Consider the following 15,758-nt stretch of genomic DNA (forward strand, 5'->3'; position numbering starts at 1 on the left):
GCGCTCAAGCCCGGTCGTCGTGCGTCTGGTCGAGATCCCCGAAGCGGGTGAATTCACCCTCGAAGAACAGGTCGATCTTGCCCGTCGGTCCGTGACGCTGCTTGGCGATGTAGAGTTCGGCTCGGTTGTGAACGCGCTCCATGTCCTGCTGCCACTTGTCGAGCGCGGCCTGGAACTTCTCCTCCGAATCGTAGCCCATCTGCTGCGGGGCGCGCTGCGCCAGGTAATATTCGTCGCGGTAGATGAACATCACCATGTCGGCGTCCTGCTCGATCGAGCCGGATTCGCGGAGGTCGGAGAGCTGCGGGCGCTTGTCCTCTCGGCTTTCCACGGCGCGGCTGAGCTGCGACAGCGCGATGACCGGCACGGAGAGTTCCTTGGCGAGCGCCTTCAGCCCTTGGGTGATCATGCTGATTTCGAGCACGCGGCTTTCCGGCCGGGTCCCCGCGGCCGGGCGCATCAACTGCAGATAGTCGACGATGACGAGGCAGAGACCTTTGGAGCGCTTGAGGCGCCGGCAGCGCGTGCGGAGCGCCGAGAGGGTGATGGCCGGCGTGTCGTCAATCTCCAGCGGGATCTGCGCGAGATCGCGCGAGACCTGCACGAAGCGGTCGAAATCCTTCGGGCCGATATCGCCGCGACGGATGCGATCACCGGAGACGCGCGCCTCCTCGGCGAGGAGACGCGCGGCCAACTGCTCGGCGCTCATTTCGAGCGAGAAGAGCGCGACCGAGCCTCTCATGTGCGGATCGCCACCGCCTTCCTTCAGCGACTCGGCGAGCGCCGCGCGCGCGGCACCCGACGCCACCTTGGTGACGAGCGCCGTCTTGCCCATGCCGGGGCGGCCCGCGAGGATGACAAGGTCGGACGGGTGCAGGCCGCCGGTCTTGGCATCGAGATCGCGCAAGCCGGTCGAGAGGCCGGAGACGCCGCCCGAGCGCTGGAAGGCGCGCTCGGCGCTTTCAATGGCGAAGGTCAGTGCCTTTTCGAGGGTGACGAAGCCGCCTTCCGAGCCGCCCTTGGTCGCGAGATCGAAGAGCTGCTGTTCGGCCGCCTCCATCTGGTCCCGCCCGTCGAGTTCGGGTTCCGCCCCGAAGGCGCGGTTGACCAGGGTTTCGCCGACGTCGATGAGTTGGCGGCGCAGCCAGGCATCGTGGATGGTGCGGCCATAATCACCGGCATTGATGATGCCGACCATGGCGGTGAGGAGCTGGCCGAGATAGGCGGTGCCACCAACCTCGTCCAGCACGCCGGAATGCTCGAACTCCGCCTTCAGCGTCACCGCGTCGGCGAGTTGTCCGGCTTCGACCCGGCGGGAGATGGAGGCGAAGATGCGCCCGTGGATCGGGTCCGCGAAATGCTCGGGCGCCAGGAACTCCGACACCCGCTCATAGGCCTTGTTGTTGGCGAGCAGTGCGCCGAGCAGCGCCTGTTCGGCCTGGAGATTGCTGGGCGGCAGGCGTTGGACGAGGCCCGGAAGCGCAGGGTCGATCGTGTTCATGGCGCGCAGCATAGACCGGCTGGCGCCGGTGATCACCACCCCTCATGCGCTCTCGCCGGCCGCGACGGCGGGCGGCAGGTGTGGCGCCGCCCGCTCACCGCGGAGGCGTCAGATGCAGCCCGGCAGCCCGCCCGCGGTCCAGGATGACGGCGCGCACTTCTTCCTCGCTCATCGCGCGGTCCGTCACGCACCCCGCCGCGCAATGGCGGAAGACCGCGCTGCCCTGGGGCTCGCTCGTCTCCAGCCAGCACCGCATCTGCGTGACCGGCAGGAGGAACGGGTCGTCCATCAGGGTGATCTGGGGCACCCCGCGCGCAGCGTTGGAGCGGAAGCGGCCGAGGTGGATCTGCATGCTGCCGCGCTCCACATGCACCTGGCGCGAGGCGAGCCGGGAGAGTTCCGCACAGCGGAAGGCGCCGGCGACGTGCAGGGCGATCAGCGCTCTGTCGCGGACATCCGCCAGGTCTTCATGGCCCATGGCGCCGAGAATCTCACCCCAGAGCCGCATCGTCGGGCGCTGTGGCCGCGCGGGGCTTGGCTCCGTCAGCCGCGCCATGGCACGGCGGATGGTCTGGCCTTCCGGCAAGAGGAGCGGCGTCAGGAAGCCAGCCTCTCGGTGCATGTAGCCGATGGCCGCCATCTGGCGGTTGACGGTGGCCGGATGCCGGCCATCCGCGCGGGCCATCTCCAGAAAGCGGCAGATGGTCGCCGCCTCCGCCGGCAATTCGGTCGCTCCGGTCTCTGCGCACCAGCGAACGAAGCGGTTCCAATCCTCCTGATAGGCGCGGGCGGTGGCCGGTGACAGCGGGCGATCGCTCGGCGTCGCTTGACCTCCGCGCGCCGGCGCAACCCCCACCCGCCGGCGGACCGACACTCTGCCCGCATCCGGTCTGCCCGCGCTCTCCCGGCTGTCGCTCAACGCCCTGTCTCTCCTCACCGGCTTACCTTGCAAATATGTGGGAATTTTTCCCACAAATATAGAATGAATTTTGTTGCAGCATGTTTCGATCATTTGCGGCGTTCATTCGAATAAAGTGGAATGCAGCAACCATCTTTTTCAGATTTCATTGTTGTATTTAGAATACGGTGTTGAGTTTTTGTCGCATTTAGTTTTCTGCGTCATTGCAGTTCTACTGTCTACTTGGGAAAGATCCGTGCCCACGCTCCGGACGTGACCGAAGCGCCACAAACAGAGAGATCCCCATGCGCAATCCTCTTCTGGCGAGCACTGCCCTCGCACTCGCCGCCAGCCTCGCGGCTCCGCTCGCCCATGCTCAGACGGCGACGCCCGGCAGCGTCACCGTCCGCCTCAATGGCCGGGTCAACTGGTATGCGGGCGTCGAAGGCTCGTCGCTCGACTCCACGAGCAGCGGCAAGACCTCGACCGCCGGGTTCCTCGGCTATTTCCGTCTCTATCCCGGCTTCGACGGCGTCGCCGCGAATGGTCTCCACTACGGTGCGGCGGCCGAGATCCGCATGAACACCGGCAGCAGCGCCAGTTCGGAAACCCTCTACGTCCACCAGGCCTACGGCTATCTCGGCCTGCCGCAGATCGGCCAGGTGAGCTTCGGCCAGCAGAACGGGCCGATCGTCCTCTTCGAGACGGGGACCTTCGAGGGCTTCAACGACGGCGGCTGGTGGGGCGACCTGCCGGCGCTGGTGCCGACGAACGCAGAGCCCGTCTATCCCTTCGTCGACAACAGCGGGCTTGACCAGGAAACGAGCAAGATCGTCTACCTGTCACCCTCGCTGTCCGGCTTCCAGTTCGCGCTCGGCTTCACGCCGAACCAGACGGCCGAGAACTACACGGATGCGGCAACCTCCGTCACCACCGCCGTCTCGGGCGGCACGCCGCGCAACGTGATGGACATCGGCGCCCAATACACCAAGACCTTCGGGCCCGTCGGCATCCAGATCGGTGCGGACTACATGTTCGCGGGCCAGGTGAGCGGCACCGGCACCCAGAGCGCGAGCTACACCACGCCGAGCGGCTACAAGGACTTGCAGATCTTCTCGGGCGGTGCCACCGCAACCATCGCCGGCCTCACCTTCGGCGGCAACGTCGTCGGCGGTAACTTCAACCAGGTGTCGGGATACACCTTCCAGCTCGAGCCCGATGGCGGCACGGCCGCCATCGGCTGGCTGGGCGGCGCCCAATATACGACGGGCCCGATCACCGTCGGCGCCAGCTATTTCGTGTTCAACACGACGGGCGACCTGCCGGGCGGCATCGACGCTGGCTCCGGCGCGACCATCACCTCGGCCGGTCTCACCACCGGGCAGCAGGTGAACGACGGCTTCGCCGCCGGGGCGACCTACACGCTGGTGCCGGGCGTGAGCCTGTTTGTCGACTATGACTATGGCTGGCGCCACCAGGGCGGCTACGACTTCGAGACCGGCAAGGCGGGCGTGGACCACAACACGGTGCAGGCTCAGCTCTTCGGCGTCGGCACCCAGATCCAGTGGTGATCTGATGTCGCGAAGGGAGGGTGCCCCAAAGCACCCTCCCCGCCTTTCGCTCAGGGCGTGATCGCGACCTTCAGCACGCCATCCCGCTGATGGGCGAAGAGGTCATAGGCCGCCTCGATCTCATCGAGCTTGAAGTGGTGGGTGACCAGCGGCTTCAGGTCGGCACGGCCGGAGGAGATGACCTCCATCATCCGCCGCATCCGCTCGCTACCGCCCGGGCAGAGGGTGGTGATGATTTTCAGGTCCTTCAGCCCGGCGCCGAAGGGCCCCAGTGGGATTGTCAGATCACCGGAATAGACGCCGAGGCTGGACAGCGTGCCGCCCGGTCGCAAAACTTCCAGCGCGGACCGGAAGGTTGCCTGGGTCCCCAGCGCCTCGATCGCCACATCCACGCCGCGCCCCTCCGTCAGCCGCAGGATCTCCGCCACCGGATCGGTCTCGCGGAAATTGATGACATGGCTGGCGCCGAGCTTGCGGGAAATCTCCAACCGCCGCGCGATGCCGTCCACCGCGATGATGGTCGTCGCCCCCGAAAGCTTCGCCCCGGCGGTGGCGCAGAGGCCAATCGGGCCTTGCGCGAAGATCGCCACGGTGTCGCCGATCCGCACATGCCCGCTCTCGGCCCCCGAAAAGCCCGTGCTCATGATGTCCGGGCACATCAGCACCTGCTCATCCGTCAGACTGTCCGGGACAGCGGCGAGGTTCGCCATCGCATCGGGCACCAGCAGGAATTCGGCCTGCGCCCCGTCGATCGTATTGCCGAAACGCCAGCCCCCGAGCGGTTTGAAACCATGCTCGGTGCCCGGCCCATCCTGGGAGGAGACGCCGCACTGGCAGGCATTGCTATGGCCGCAGGGCGTGATCGCACCGGCGATGACACGCTGGCCCAGCCCGAAGCCCTGCACGCCGCTGCCAAGCTTTTCAACGATGCCGACCGGCTCATGCCCGATGGTCAGCCCCTTCTCGACCGGATATTCGCCTTTCAGGATATGAACGTCCGTGCCGCAGATGGTCGTGGTGGTGATGCGGATGAGCGCATCGAGTGGCCCGGGTTCAGGCACCGGCTTCTCGCCGAGGATGATCCGCCCCGGTTCCAGAAAGATCGCCGCTTTCATCTTGGCCATCCGCCCCGCCTCCTTGGTTGGTGGGGCGATGCTGGGCGCGTCACCCGCGGGCGGCTTTGACCTGCGTCAAGTCCGGCGTGGCGGCGCGGTCACGAAGCGGCGAGCAGATCACTTCAGCCGGTAGACCGCGACCGGGTCCTCCCCGAGCTTGGTTTGCAATACTTCTTGATACTCGCGCGCGAGTGTTGCCAGCACCAGCCGCCGCGCCGCCCAGTTCTCGTCCCAGTGAGCCGGGCCGAGCATGATCGTCGTCGGGCGCGTGGCCAGAATGCGGGCGACCTCGGCGGTCTGGTCCGTCCCCACCGCATGCGATTCCGCAAGCCGCGAGAGGTGGCTGGAGAAGGCAAAGCGCGTCGGGATGCAGGCCGTGGTTGCATCGTAGAAGGCAGGCTCCCCGCTATAGATATAGAGGCAGCCGTGCGGATCGATGCTGCGGACGATGGCGTCGAACTGCCGCACCGTCCCGTGGCGCGCGAGGCTCGTCACCATCATCCCGTCGCTGACGACGAAGACGATGGCGAGCAGGCCGAGGGTCGCGAGTCGCCACCGCCGCTGCCCGAAGAAGCTTGCGGCGGCGGCCGTCGCCGGCACCAGCACGGGCAGCAGATAGTGATGCAGATAGGTGCCGAAGATGAGCAGGCCGAACACGGCCGCGCCCAGCCAGCAGAGGAGAAAGCGGCGCGCCGCGTGGGTGGGCGACACGGGCCAAAGCGCGCAGAGAAGCAGCGGCGCCAGCACCGCCAGAATGAGAGCCAGACGGCGCAGCAGTAGCCCAGCCCCGGCATCCGCTGAGCGCTCAAAGATGGAAACGAAGTTCGCGAAGACGAAGGCCTGCCCGTGGCCCATCGCGACATAGGCGAGCAGTGCGGCAAGCGTCGGCAGCAGCGCCACCAGCACCCAGAGCAGACCGCGCAGCGCGGCGCCCGGCAGGCCGTGCGCCCGCAGGCTGAGCCACAGGTAGCAGAGGCCGAAGAAGATGCCTTCGAACACCGCGCTGTATTTGATCTGGAGCGCGAGACCCGCGAGCAGCATGGCGGCAGCACCGGCACCGGTGAGGTTGCCGAAGGGTCGCATTTCGCCGAGGCTGGCGCGCAGCGTGATGAGCCCGCCCAGCGCCATCGGCAGATTGTAGAAAATGGGTGACTGCCCGGCCCCGGCATGGCCGAGATTGAGCCAGATGACATAGGCGACCCCGGCGCAGACCGCGCCGAAGCGGCCGGTGACATAGAGCGCGATCCGGCCGATCACCGCCGCCGTCGCCACGACAAAGCCGGTGCCCACGATCTGGTAGGCGAGCACACCGCTGCCGCCCAGCGCCTTCATGCCAGCATAGAGCAGGAAGAGCCCGACCGGCTTGCGGTCCCAGATATCCACGAACGGGATGGCGCCGTGCAGGATGCGGTGGCCGACGAGGAGATAGAACTCCTCGTCGCCATAGATGACCGGGTCGCCGAACATGGGCAGGCGGGTGGCAAGGGCGGCCAGGGTCAGGATCAGCAGCGACGTCAGACGGAAGGGCAGTCGGATGGGCATCGGCGGGCTTTCGGAGACAGGCGGCTTAGGTGCCGCCCGCCGGCCCGCCGGTCAACCGCCTTAGCCCAGCATGCTCCCGGTTTCGACGAAGCGCTGATGCCAAGACAGCGCTTCCGCGAGCAGCGATGGGCTTTGCTGCCCGTAGGACCCCTGTTTCGCGCGGGTGAAGTAATCGCGCAGATGCGGCCGGTAGGTGGGGTGCGCACAGTTCTCGATAATCACCGCGGCCCGCTGCTTCGGGGACAAGCCGCGCAGATCGGCGAGCCCCTGCTCCGTCACGATCACTTGGACGTCCTGCATGATGTGGTCGACATGGGCGGCCTGCGGCACGATCGCCGAAATCGCGCCGCCCTTCGCGGTGGAGGGCGTCATGAAGATCGAAACATAGGCGTTGCGCGCGAAATCGCCCGAGCCGCCGATGCCGTTGTAGATCCGGCTGCCCATGATGTGGGTTGAGTTCACATTGCCATAGATGTCGGCCTCGATGAGGCCGTTCATGGCGAGGCAGCCCAGCCTGCGGACCAGTTCGGGATGGTTGCTGATCTCCTGCGGTCGCAGGATGATCTTGTCGCGAAAGCGGGGCATCTCGGCGTTGAAGCGCAGCGCTGCTTCGCGGCTGAGGGAGAAGCCGGTGGCCGAAGCCGCGCGGATCTTGCCGGCGGCGATCAGGTCCAGCATGCCGTCCTGGATCACTTCAGTATAGGCGGTCATGTTTTCGAAGGGAGCGTCGAGCAGGCCGGAGAGCACGGCATTGGTGATGTTGCCGACCCCCGATTGCAGCGGCAGCAGGCTGGGGGGCAGCCGGCCGCGCGCCACCTCGTGCCGGTAGAACTCCAGCAGATGGGCGGCGATGCCCTGGGCCGCGCCGTCGGGCTCGGCGAAGGGTAGGTTGCGGTCCGGCGCATCGGTCTCGACGATGGCGACGATCTTGGCGGGATCGACGCGCAAATAGGGCTCGCCGATACGGTCATCCGGGCGGATCAGCGGGATAGGCCGGCGGTTCGGCGGCAGCGCGGTGCCGTAATAGATGTCGTGCATGCCGTCGAGTGCGGCATCCTGCCAGGCATTGACCTCGAGGATCACCTGGCTCGCACGGTCCAGCCAGGTCTTGTTGTTGCCGACCGAGGAAGAGCCAATGAGATGCCCCTCCTCCGTAATGCCGGAGACTTCGACCAGCGCGACATCGAGCGGGCCGAGAAAGCCCTGCCAGGCCATGGGCGCCACCTGGCTCAGATGCATGTCGAGATAGTCCATCTCGCCACGATTGATCCGCTCCCGCGCCACGGGGTCTGAATTATAGGGCAGGCGGAACTCGATGCCATCCGCGCGGGCCAGCGCCCCGTCCAGCTCCGGGCCGGTGGAGGCGCCGGTCCAGACACGGATGCGAAAGGGGCGGCCCGCCGCATGCTCGGCCTCGATCCGCCGGGCCAGGGCCTGCGGCACCGCCTTGGGATAGCCCGAGCCGGTGAAGCCGCTCATGCCGACGGTCATGCCCGCTTGGATGACGCGCGCGGCGTCATCGGCCGACATCACCCGGGCGCGCAGGCCCTGATGCTTGATACGACTGCCCGCGGCCATGTCTCGCTCCCTGCCAGCCTTTTCTCCCGCAGCTTAAGAAGAGCTTGGCCGCGACCCGCCATGACATGGATCAAGCCTGGGCCGGTCGGAGATGACTCGGACCTGGCGCCGCGCACACCGCGACGGTGGCTGGACAAAGTTTACCGGTCACCCTAGTCTCGATGAGCAACCAATTCCGCATCGTCACGGCGGGATTGGAAGAAACAATAGCAGAGGGACGACCCGGATGGCTGACTCTCTCTACTGGCCTTTCGACCCATCCAATCTTCCCTTTGTCCCTTCGATCTACACCATTTTCGCTAGTCTCTTCGACCCCAACGGGACATATCACAACGACGCCGTCTATGATGGAACCGGCTCCGTTCCGCCCGTGGGCAGCACACTGGTCAATTCCCTGATCATTACCGGCGGGTCGCAGACCAACGTCCCGGACGGCTACCAGGCCGTCTACGACATCCACGGCAATGACACCGTGAACATGAAAAGCGGCTATGTCTTTCTGTCCGGGAATACCAGTCTCTCTCTCGGCTCTGGCAACAGCACGGTCTACGCGGCGGGCACGGACTCGATCTACGCCAGGATGAGCACGCAAACCGTTTTTACCGGCGGCAACCCGGTTTTCGTGTATTCCGAAGTGGCGGACCTCACGGTCTATGTCGGAACCGGTTCTGCGACGGTCCAAGGGGGCGCCGGTCCCACCACCGTCTTTGGCAGCATTTCCAATGGCGGCGTGACGATCTATGGCGGCACCGGCCCGACGACGCTCTATGAAAGCGACGGAAGCGGCGCCACCCTCGTGCAGAGCGGCCCCGGCAACACCACCGTCTATGGCGAAAGCAATATCGGCGCGACGACCGTGATCGGCGGAGCGGACATCAACGTGACGACCGTCTATGGCAGCCAGGGTGGAGGCAGCCTCAACCTCCAGGGCAGTACTGGTTCCGTCGTCGCCTATGGCGGGTCGGGCACGACGACGCTCAAGGGCTCCACCGGAATAGGAACGACGACCTTCTACGGCGGCTCGGGCACGACGGTGATGGTGGCCGGCACCGGCGGGGGCACCTCCCTGCTGGTCGGCGGCAGCGGCAATACGACGGAGTTCGGCGCCGGCATGGCGGCCGTCACCTTCGTCGCGGGCGCCGGCGGCACCACCGTCATGGCCGGGCAATATGGCAGCGGCACGGAGACTTTTTTCTCCGCCGCAGGCAGTCACGCCACCATGTTCCTCAACAATGCGAATGACACGGTGGTCGGCGGTTCCGGCACCACCACCGTCGTTGCAGGCAAAGGGGCAGACCTTTTCGGCTTCCTCGCCGGCCACGCCGGCGGCAGCGAGACGATCTACAATCTGACCGGGGCCGATGCCCTCGTCTTCGGCGGCTACAGCGGCAATCCGATCTTCTCCGAAGCCGTCTCCGGCGGGTCGGACGTCATCACCCTCGCCGACGCGACGAAGATCACCCTCGTCGGGATCGACCACAAGGTCTTCTGACGGGGCGCCCCCGGCTGCCGGGGTTTTGACGGGCCGGCACCCCGGGCGTAAACTCGCGGCCTACCAAGGGGAGCCCCACGTGAGGGGCTGAGAGGCCATGGGGCGGCATGCCGCCCGCGATGGCGACCCTTCGAACCTGATCCGGGTCATGCCGGCGAAGGGATGGAAGCGCCGGGGCGCCTTGCCCCGGCATCACCTCAGCCTCCCTCCCCTCCGCCGGCACGCCCGCATCGCAAGCGAAGGACGTGCCGTGCAGATCACCGTCATCGGCGCCGGAGTCTTGGGATTGACGACAGCGCTCGCGCTCTCGGAAGCGGGCTTCGCCGTCACCGTCCATGAACGCAGCGCGACGCTCGGCGCCGCCGCCTGCTCCCGCTATGCCGGCGGCATGCTGGCGCCCTGGTGCGAGGTGGAGAGCGCCGAGCCGCTCGTGGCGCGGCTGGGGCAGGAAGCCCTCGCCTTCTGGCCGCGCGTCTTCCCCGAGACGGTGCAGCGCGGCAGCCTCGTTCTCGCCCCGCTGCGCGATGCGCCCGACCTCGCCCGCTTCGCGCGCCGGAGCCCCGAGCACCAGCGGCTGGATGCGGCGGGCATCGCAACACTCGAGCCCGATCTCGCCGGGCGGTTCCGTCAGGCGCTGTTCTACCCGCACGAAGCCCATCTCGACCCCCGCGCCGCCTTGCCGGCGCTCGCCACGGCCTTGGGTGCGCGCGGCGTCCCTCTCCACTTCGGAGTGGAGGCGGACCCGGCGGACCCAGCCTGGGAGGCGGTGGTCGACTGCCGCGGGCTTGCCGCGCAGGACCGGCTGGAGGATTTGCGCGGCGTAAAGGGGGAGATGCTGATCCTGCGCTGCCCCGGCGTCACGCTCAGCCGCCCCGTGCGGCTCCTGCATCCGCGCTTTCCCCTCTACGTCGTGCCCCGGGGCGGCGACATTTTCATGCTGGGCGCCACCATGGTGGAGAGCGGCGAGCGCGGGCGCGTGACCGCGCGGTCGATCGTCGAACTCCTCAACGCCGCCTATGCGCTGCATCCCGCCTTCGCCGAAGCCGAAATTCTGGAGATGGGCGCCGATGCGCGGCCGGCCTTCCCCGACAATCTGCCGCGGCTCCGCGCCTTCGCCCCCCGGCGCATCGCCGCCAATGGGCTGTTCCGGCATGGCTTCCTGCTCGCGCCTGCCCTGGCGCGGCGCACCACGGACTATTTTCTTAACGGAACGATTTCTGCGGAGGTTTTAGGATGAAAATCCTAGTCAACAGCGAGCCGCGCGAGGTGCAGGGCCCGAGCCTCGCCGCCGTCCTCAAAGAACTCGGCTATGGCGGCGCCGTCATCGGAACGGCGGTGAATGGGGATTTCGCCCCCGCCCGCAGCCGCGCGACCCTGATGCTGCGCGAGGGCGACGCCCTCGAACTGCTCGCCCCCATGCGGGGAGGCTGAGGCGATGCAGGCCTATGGCGTCCCCCTCACCTCCCGCCTGCTGCTCGGCACCTCGCAATATCCCTCGCCCGCCATCATGGCGGAAGCGGTGCGCCGCTCGGGCGCCGAGGTGGTGACCGTCTCTCTGCGCCGTGAATCGGGCGCCGGCCGCGAAGGTCAGGCCTTCTGGTCGCTCATCCGCAGCCTCGGCGTTCGCGTTCTGCCCAATACCGCCGGCTGCCATTCGGTGCGCGAGGCGGTGACCACGGCGCAGATGGCGCGCGAAGTCTTCGAGACGAACTGGATCAAGCTCGAAGTCATCGGTGACCACGACACGCTGCAGCCGGACGTCTTCGGTCTGGTCGAGGCCGCCCGCATGCTCGCGGCCGACGGCTTCGAGGTCTTTCCCTATACGACGGAAGATCTCGTCGTGGCCGAACGGCTGCTCGATGCCGGATGCCAGGTGCTGATGCCCTGGGGCGCGCCCATCGGCACCGGTCGCGGGCTCAACAACCTTTATGGCCTGCGCGCGCTGCGCGCACGCTTCCCCGACGTGCCCATGGTGATCGACGCCGGCATCGGCCTGCCCTCCCATGCCGCCCAGGCCATGGAACTCGGCTTCGACGCCATCCTGCTCAACACCGCGGTGGCCAAGGCCGGAGACCCGGCGATGATGGCGGAAGCGATGGCCGAGGCCATCCGCGCCGGCCGCCGCGGCTTCGAGGCCGATCCCATGCCGATGCGCGACATGGCCGAACCCTCTACCCCCGTCTTCGGCACGGCCTTCCGATGATGCTCGACCCCGTCTACCTCATCGTCGACGACGTGGCCTGGATCGCACGCCTGCTGCCGCATGGCCTGCGCTTCGTGCAGCTGCGCCTGAAGGACAAGCCGGAACCCGAGTTGCGCGCGCAAATCCGGGCCGCGCGCGATCTCTGCGCCCCGGTCGGCGCCGTGCTCGTCGTCAACGACCATTGGCGGCTCGCGATCGACGAAGGTTGCGGCTTTCTCCATCTCGGGCAGGAGGATCTCGACACGGCCGATCTGCCGGCCATCCGCCGCGCGGGCCTGGCTCTCGGCATCAGCACGCATGACGAGGCGGAACTGGACCGCGCCCTCAGCCTCGCGCCGGATTACGTGGCGCTCGGCCCCGTCTTCCCGACCATCCTGAAACAGATGCCCTGGGCGCCACAGGGGCTCGCCCGGGTGACGGACTGGAAACGGCGCATCGGCGCCCTGCCGCTCGTCGCCATCGGCGGGCTCACGCCCGAGCGCGGGCGCGCGGCACTGGACGCGGGCGCCGATAGCGCCGCCATGGTGACGGACGTGCTGCGCCATCCGGACCCGGAAGCGCGCCTCGCCGAATGGCAGGCGGCTTTACCGCGAGCGGAGGCTGCTCCAGTCTAGCCGGAGGGCTTCGGCGAGGACAGGAATGGCACGTTTCGGCGCTTTGTGCGGCATTGGCTTCGGCTTCGCCGATTTCGTCAAAACCGGCACGGCGGACGAAATCGCCGACATCACGGTCATCGCGAACCGGGTGAACGGGGGCGGCCCCATCTCGCCGCTCACCGTTCAGCGCATGAAGATGCTGCAGGGCCACTTCCACCTGCTGGTGGCAGCCGAAATGTGGTGCCCGGACTGCCGGGTGAACCTGCCAGCGATCGACCTGCTGTGCCGCCAGCAGCCCAATATCCGGCTGAGCATCATCAGCCAGGCGCGCGCCGAGCGGGAGATGATGGCGGCCATGGGCCTGAACGAAATCCTGGTCCCGACCGTCGCCATCCTCGACCACCGCCAGACGTTGATCGGCCGCTTCCTCGAACAGCCGCGCTTCGTGGTGGAGCACGGCATCGAGACGCTGCGCCAGGGCTACCGCAACGGCAATTATACCGACACCACCCTGACGGACCTTCTCGACGCGATGGAGGCGGCCTCCGCGGCCGCTCACCCGTTGCCGCGGAACGAGGGGTAGAGCGTCATCCCGCCATCGACGAAAATCGTTGTGCCCACGACGTAATCGGCGTGGTCGGAGGCGAGCCACACCGCGACCCGGCCGACATCCTCAGGGTCGCCGATGCGGCCATAGGGGATCAGCGTCAGCACCTTCTTGGCACTGTCGCCCTCCATCTCTTCCTTGTTGATATTGGTACGGATGGCCCCGGGGGCGATGGCGTTGATGCGGATGCCCTTCTCCGCCACTTCCTGCGCCATGCTCTGCATCATCAACATGATGCCGCCTTTGGAGGCGGCATAGTTCACGTGACCCGCCCAGGGAATCTGTTGATGCACCGAGCTCATGCAGATGATCTTGCCGAGGGCGCGGGATTGCGGGCGCCGGCCCTGCCGCTCGAACTGCCGCACCGCCGCCTGGGCGCAGAGGAACTGGCCCGTGAGATTGACCTCCAGCACCGCATTCCATTGGTCCAGCGTCATCTCGGTGAGCGGCGCATCCTTCTGCATGCCGGAATTGGCAACCAGAATGTCGAGCGCACCGAAAGCCGAAAGCGTCGCGTCGAAGAGCCGGTGGACGTCGTCTTCCTTGGAGACGTCCGCACCGACCGCGATGGCCCGGCCACCACGGCCCTCGATCTGGCGCGCAAGTTCCTCCGCAGGCTCCCCATGGGAATGGTAGTTGATGACGACGGCGGCCCCGGCCTCGGCCAGCGCCTCCGCACACGCATAGCCGATGCCGGAACTCGCGCCGGTCACCAGGGCCACCTGTCCATCGAGCCTGCACTCCATCCCGTCTCTCCTGTCTACGATGGGGCAGAAGGTGGGGCGCTGGCGCATGGCGCCAAACCGGCCGCGCGGGGATGTGAGGCTTCGGGGCGGAACCGCTTTGACACCATCATGCCCGCGCACGCGGGTATCTGATGGGAGACGCCATTACCGGCCGGGTGATACCTGCGGCGGCGGCCGAGAAGATGCCCACATCCGTGGCATGACGGGATAGACTGTTTCAACCAGAGGTGGAGAGACTCTAGATACGGGCCATGGACCCTGACATCCTGCCCGATCTGCTGGCCGAAGGCCTCGATCTCGTCATCTGCGGCACGGCGGCGGGGGCCGTCTCCGCCGCACGGCGCGCCTATTACGCTGGGCCCGGCAACCGCTTCTGGCCGATCCTGGCCGAGACCGGGCTGACGCCCCGCCGCTTTCGGCCGGAGGAGTTTCCGAGGCTTCTGGCCTGCGGCATCGGACTCACCGACGTCTGCAAGACGCGGTCGGGCCAGGATGAAGATCTGCCGCGCCATGGGTTCGACCGGCTGCGGCTACGCGCGGCCCTGATGCGCTTCAGGCCGCGACTCCTCGCCTTCAACAGCAAGCGCGCCGCGGCCGAATTTTTCGCGACGAGCACCGGCAAGCTGCTCTACGGGCCGCAGCCGCCTATCGCAGACATGCCCGAGATCTGGGTTCTGCCCTCGACCTCGGGCCTCGCCTGTCGGGCGTGGGACGCAGCACCTTGGCACGCCATGGCAGGCCGCGTCCGCAGGCTCAGGCTTCGTCGGGCGTGAAGCTCAGCGCGACACCGTTCATGCAGTAGCGCTGATAGGTCGGCGGCGGACCGTCCGGGAAGACGTGGCCCAAATGCCCACCGCAGCGCGCGCAATGCACCTCGGTCCGTAGCATCCCGTAGCTGCGATCCTCCGTCGTCTCCACCGCGCCCGGTAGCGGCACGTCGAAGCTCGGCCAGCCGGTGCCGCTCTCGAACTTCGTGTCACCCTTGAAGAGCGGATTGCCACAGCCGACGCAGGCGAAGGTGCCGGGGCGCTTCTCGCGCAGCAGCGCGCAGGAGCCGGGGCGCTCCGTGCCGTGCTGGCGCAGCACCTGATACTGCTCCGGGGTCAGCCGCGCGCGCCATTCCGCATCGCTGAAGCTCACCGGATAGGTCTTGGAGCCGGTTTGCGTATCCATCGTCGTTCTTCCTTATTCCTGTCTCCACGGGTCTTCTCGCCGGTGCTGCGGCCGAGGTTGCATCAACCCAGACCTTCCCGGCTTCTGATTGACCCTGGGGAGCGCGGAGCGCATCATATTGGCATGATCCTCCTCATCGACAACTACGACAGTTTCACCTTCAACCTGGTGCAATTCTTCGGCGATCTCGGCGCCGAATGCGCGGTGTGGCGGAACGATGCGCTGACGGTGGACGAGGTGATGGCGAAGCAGCCCGAGGCCATCGTGCTGTCGCCCGGCCCCTGCACGCCGAACGAGGCGGGCATCTGTTTGGACCTCATCCAGGCGGCCGCGGGACGCATCCCGCTTTTTGGCGTCTGCCTCGGCCATCAGGCGATCGGCCAGGCCTTCGGCGGCCGCGTGCTGCGCGCGCCGGTGCCGATGCACGGCAAGATCAGCCCTGTGACCCACGCCAATTCGGACGTGTTCGAGGGTCTGCCTTCGCCCTTCAACGCCACGCGCTATCATAGCCTGATCGTCGAGCGGGACACGCTGCCTGAGGCGCTGGTGCCGACGGCCTTCACCGAGGACGGGCTGATCATGGGTCTGCGCCACCGCTCCTTGCCGATCTTCGGCGTGCAGTTCCATCCGGAGAGCATCGCGAGCGAGCACGGCCACAAGATCCTGGGCAATTTCCTGGAGATCGCGCGCGGCCGCAACAGCCCCGCGCAAGCCGCCTGATCTTCGCACGTCGTTT

At 67.1% G+C, this 15,758-nt stretch carries 16 protein-coding genes and 1 riboswitch; of the genes, 9 read left to right on the forward strand and 7 right to left on the reverse strand.

The window, feature by feature from the left end; translation table 11 throughout:
• Positions 1-4: 4 nt before the first annotated feature.
• Both ACYQ6W_RS15465 and ACYQ6W_RS15470 read right to left on the reverse strand, forming a co-directional pair.
• Positions 5-1,501 (reverse strand): replicative DNA helicase, encoded by a 1,497-nt coding sequence (locus tag ACYQ6W_RS15465; RefSeq protein WP_459676626.1) that lies wholly within the window; start codon positions 1,499-1,501, stop codon positions 5-7.
• A 94-nt stretch (positions 1,502-1,595) separates the two neighbouring features.
• Positions 1,596-2,375, reverse strand: coding sequence for a site-specific integrase (locus tag ACYQ6W_RS15470; RefSeq protein ID WP_459676560.1), 780 nt, complete (start codon positions 2,373-2,375; stop codon positions 1,596-1,598).
• A 329-nt stretch (positions 2,376-2,704) separates the two neighbouring features.
• Here ACYQ6W_RS15470 and ACYQ6W_RS15475 point away from each other — a divergent pair, with 329 nt between their 5' ends.
• Positions 2,705-3,970 carry a porin gene (locus tag ACYQ6W_RS15475; RefSeq protein ID WP_459676562.1) on the forward strand — a complete coding sequence of 422 codons (1,266 nt, stop codon included), beginning with the start codon at positions 2,705-2,707 and terminating at the stop codon, positions 3,968-3,970.
• A gap of 50 nt (positions 3,971-4,020) precedes the next feature.
• On the opposite strand, the gene ACYQ6W_RS15480 is transcribed toward ACYQ6W_RS15475, so the two are convergent.
• From ACYQ6W_RS15480 to ACYQ6W_RS15490, 3 genes are all read right to left on the reverse strand, one after another.
• Positions 4,021-5,094: an NAD(P)-dependent alcohol dehydrogenase gene (locus tag ACYQ6W_RS15480; RefSeq protein ID WP_459676563.1), complete on the reverse strand. Its 1,074-nt coding sequence runs from the start codon at positions 5,092-5,094 to the stop codon at positions 4,021-4,023.
• Between the two features lie 108 nt (positions 5,095-5,202).
• Positions 5,203-6,627, reverse strand: a complete 1,425-nt coding sequence (locus tag ACYQ6W_RS15485) for a hypothetical protein (RefSeq protein ID WP_459676564.1) — start codon at positions 6,625-6,627, stop codon at positions 5,203-5,205.
• A 60-nt stretch (positions 6,628-6,687) separates the two neighbouring features.
• Entirely contained in the window at positions 6,688-8,205 is a 1,518-nt protein-coding gene (locus ACYQ6W_RS15490; RefSeq protein WP_459676565.1) for an acetyl-CoA hydrolase/transferase family protein, read from the reverse strand.
• Positions 8,206-8,431: 226 nt separating this feature from the next.
• Between ACYQ6W_RS15490 and ACYQ6W_RS15495 the strand changes: the two genes are divergently transcribed.
• From ACYQ6W_RS15495 to ACYQ6W_RS15520, 6 genes are all read left to right on the forward strand, one after another.
• Positions 8,432-9,697, forward strand: coding sequence for a hypothetical protein (locus tag ACYQ6W_RS15495; RefSeq protein WP_459676566.1), 1,266 nt, complete (start codon positions 8,432-8,434; stop codon positions 9,695-9,697).
• A gap of 61 nt (positions 9,698-9,758) precedes the next feature.
• A riboswitch (TPP riboswitch) is annotated at positions 9,759-9,865 on the forward strand.
• Between the two features lie 82 nt (positions 9,866-9,947).
• On the forward strand, positions 9,948-10,934 hold the full coding sequence (locus tag ACYQ6W_RS15500) for an FAD-dependent oxidoreductase (protein WP_459676567.1): 987 nt from the start codon (positions 9,948-9,950) through the stop codon (positions 10,932-10,934).
• The gene (gene thiS, locus ACYQ6W_RS15505; RefSeq protein ID WP_459676568.1) at positions 10,931-11,128 is read left to right on the forward strand and encodes a sulfur carrier protein ThiS; all 198 of its coding nucleotides are present in this window, start codon (positions 10,931-10,933) and stop codon (positions 11,126-11,128) included. Before ACYQ6W_RS15500 ends, thiS begins: the two co-directional genes overlap by 4 nt.
• 4 nt (positions 11,129-11,132) lie before the next feature.
• A complete protein-coding gene (locus ACYQ6W_RS15510; RefSeq protein WP_459676569.1) occupies positions 11,133-11,900 on the forward strand; it encodes a thiazole synthase in 768 nt (255 codons plus the stop codon).
• Positions 11,897-12,514, forward strand: a complete 618-nt coding sequence (locus ACYQ6W_RS15515; RefSeq protein ID WP_459676571.1) for a thiamine phosphate synthase — start codon at positions 11,897-11,899, stop codon at positions 12,512-12,514. The genes ACYQ6W_RS15510 and ACYQ6W_RS15515 overlap by 4 nt, the downstream gene beginning before the upstream one ends.
• Positions 12,515-12,539: 25 nt before the next feature.
• Positions 12,540-13,079 (forward strand): thioredoxin family protein, encoded by a 540-nt coding sequence (locus tag ACYQ6W_RS15520; protein WP_459676572.1) that lies wholly within the window; start codon positions 12,540-12,542, stop codon positions 13,077-13,079.
• Here ACYQ6W_RS15520 and ACYQ6W_RS15525 read toward each other — a convergent pair.
• Positions 13,052-13,849, reverse strand: coding sequence for an SDR family oxidoreductase (locus ACYQ6W_RS15525; RefSeq protein WP_459676574.1), 798 nt, complete (start codon positions 13,847-13,849; stop codon positions 13,052-13,054). The two genes, ACYQ6W_RS15520 and ACYQ6W_RS15525, sit on opposite strands and share 28 nt — an antisense overlap.
• A gap of 251 nt (positions 13,850-14,100) precedes the next feature.
• Between ACYQ6W_RS15525 and ACYQ6W_RS15530 the strand changes: the two genes are divergently transcribed.
• Positions 14,101-14,622, forward strand: a complete 522-nt coding sequence (locus ACYQ6W_RS15530; protein ID WP_459676575.1) for a mismatch-specific DNA-glycosylase — start codon at positions 14,101-14,103, stop codon at positions 14,620-14,622.
• Here the strand turns inward: ACYQ6W_RS15530 and msrB are convergent.
• Positions 14,603-15,022, reverse strand: coding sequence for a peptide-methionine (R)-S-oxide reductase MsrB (gene msrB / locus ACYQ6W_RS15535; RefSeq protein ID WP_459676577.1), 420 nt, complete (start codon positions 15,020-15,022; stop codon positions 14,603-14,605). The genes ACYQ6W_RS15530 and msrB overlap by 20 nt on opposite strands.
• 123 nt (positions 15,023-15,145) lie before the next feature.
• Between msrB and ACYQ6W_RS15540 the strand changes: the two genes are divergently transcribed.
• Positions 15,146-15,742, forward strand: a complete 597-nt coding sequence (locus ACYQ6W_RS15540; protein WP_459676578.1) for an anthranilate synthase component II — start codon at positions 15,146-15,148, stop codon at positions 15,740-15,742.
• Positions 15,743-15,758 lie beyond the last annotated feature (16 nt).

Source organism: Acidisoma sp. 7E03 (genome assembly GCF_054665075.1).

What these genes read in the sequence shown, in the direction of transcription:
- ACYQ6W_RS15515 (WP_459676571.1), top strand. Translation starts at nt 11,897, where the DNA reads ATGATGCTCGACCCCGTCTACCTCATCGTCGACGACGTGGCCTGGATC.
- ACYQ6W_RS15475 (WP_459676562.1), top strand. Translation starts at nt 2,705, where the DNA reads ATGCGCAATCCTCTTCTGGCGAGCACTGCCCTCGCACTCGCCGCCAGC.
- ACYQ6W_RS15465 (WP_459676626.1), bottom strand. Translation starts at nt 1,501, where the DNA reads ATGAACACGATCGACCCTGCGCTTCCGGGCCTCGTCCAACGCCTGCCG.
- ACYQ6W_RS15490 (WP_459676565.1), bottom strand. Translation starts at nt 8,205, where the DNA reads ATGGCCGCGGGCAGTCGTATCAAGCATCAGGGCCTGCGCGCCCGGGTG.
- ACYQ6W_RS15540 (WP_459676578.1), top strand. Translation starts at nt 15,146, where the DNA reads ATGATCCTCCTCATCGACAACTACGACAGTTTCACCTTCAACCTGGTG.
- ACYQ6W_RS15480 (WP_459676563.1), bottom strand. Translation starts at nt 5,094, where the DNA reads ATGGCCAAGATGAAAGCGGCGATCTTTCTGGAACCGGGGCGGATCATC.
- ACYQ6W_RS15520 (WP_459676572.1), top strand. Translation starts at nt 12,540, where the DNA reads ATGGCACGTTTCGGCGCTTTGTGCGGCATTGGCTTCGGCTTCGCCGAT.
- ACYQ6W_RS15485 (WP_459676564.1), bottom strand. Translation starts at nt 6,627, where the DNA reads ATGCCCATCCGACTGCCCTTCCGTCTGACGTCGCTGCTGATCCTGACC.
- ACYQ6W_RS15510 (WP_459676569.1), top strand. Translation starts at nt 11,133, where the DNA reads ATGCAGGCCTATGGCGTCCCCCTCACCTCCCGCCTGCTGCTCGGCACC.
- ACYQ6W_RS15525 (WP_459676574.1), bottom strand. Translation starts at nt 13,849, where the DNA reads ATGGAGTGCAGGCTCGATGGACAGGTGGCCCTGGTGACCGGCGCGAGT.
- thiS (WP_459676568.1), top strand. Translation starts at nt 10,931, where the DNA reads ATGAAAATCCTAGTCAACAGCGAGCCGCGCGAGGTGCAGGGCCCGAGC.
- msrB (WP_459676577.1), bottom strand. Translation starts at nt 15,022, where the DNA reads ATGGATACGCAAACCGGCTCCAAGACCTATCCGGTGAGCTTCAGCGAT.
- ACYQ6W_RS15530 (WP_459676575.1), top strand. Translation starts at nt 14,101, where the DNA reads ATGGACCCTGACATCCTGCCCGATCTGCTGGCCGAAGGCCTCGATCTC.
- ACYQ6W_RS15495 (WP_459676566.1), top strand. Translation starts at nt 8,432, where the DNA reads ATGGCTGACTCTCTCTACTGGCCTTTCGACCCATCCAATCTTCCCTTT.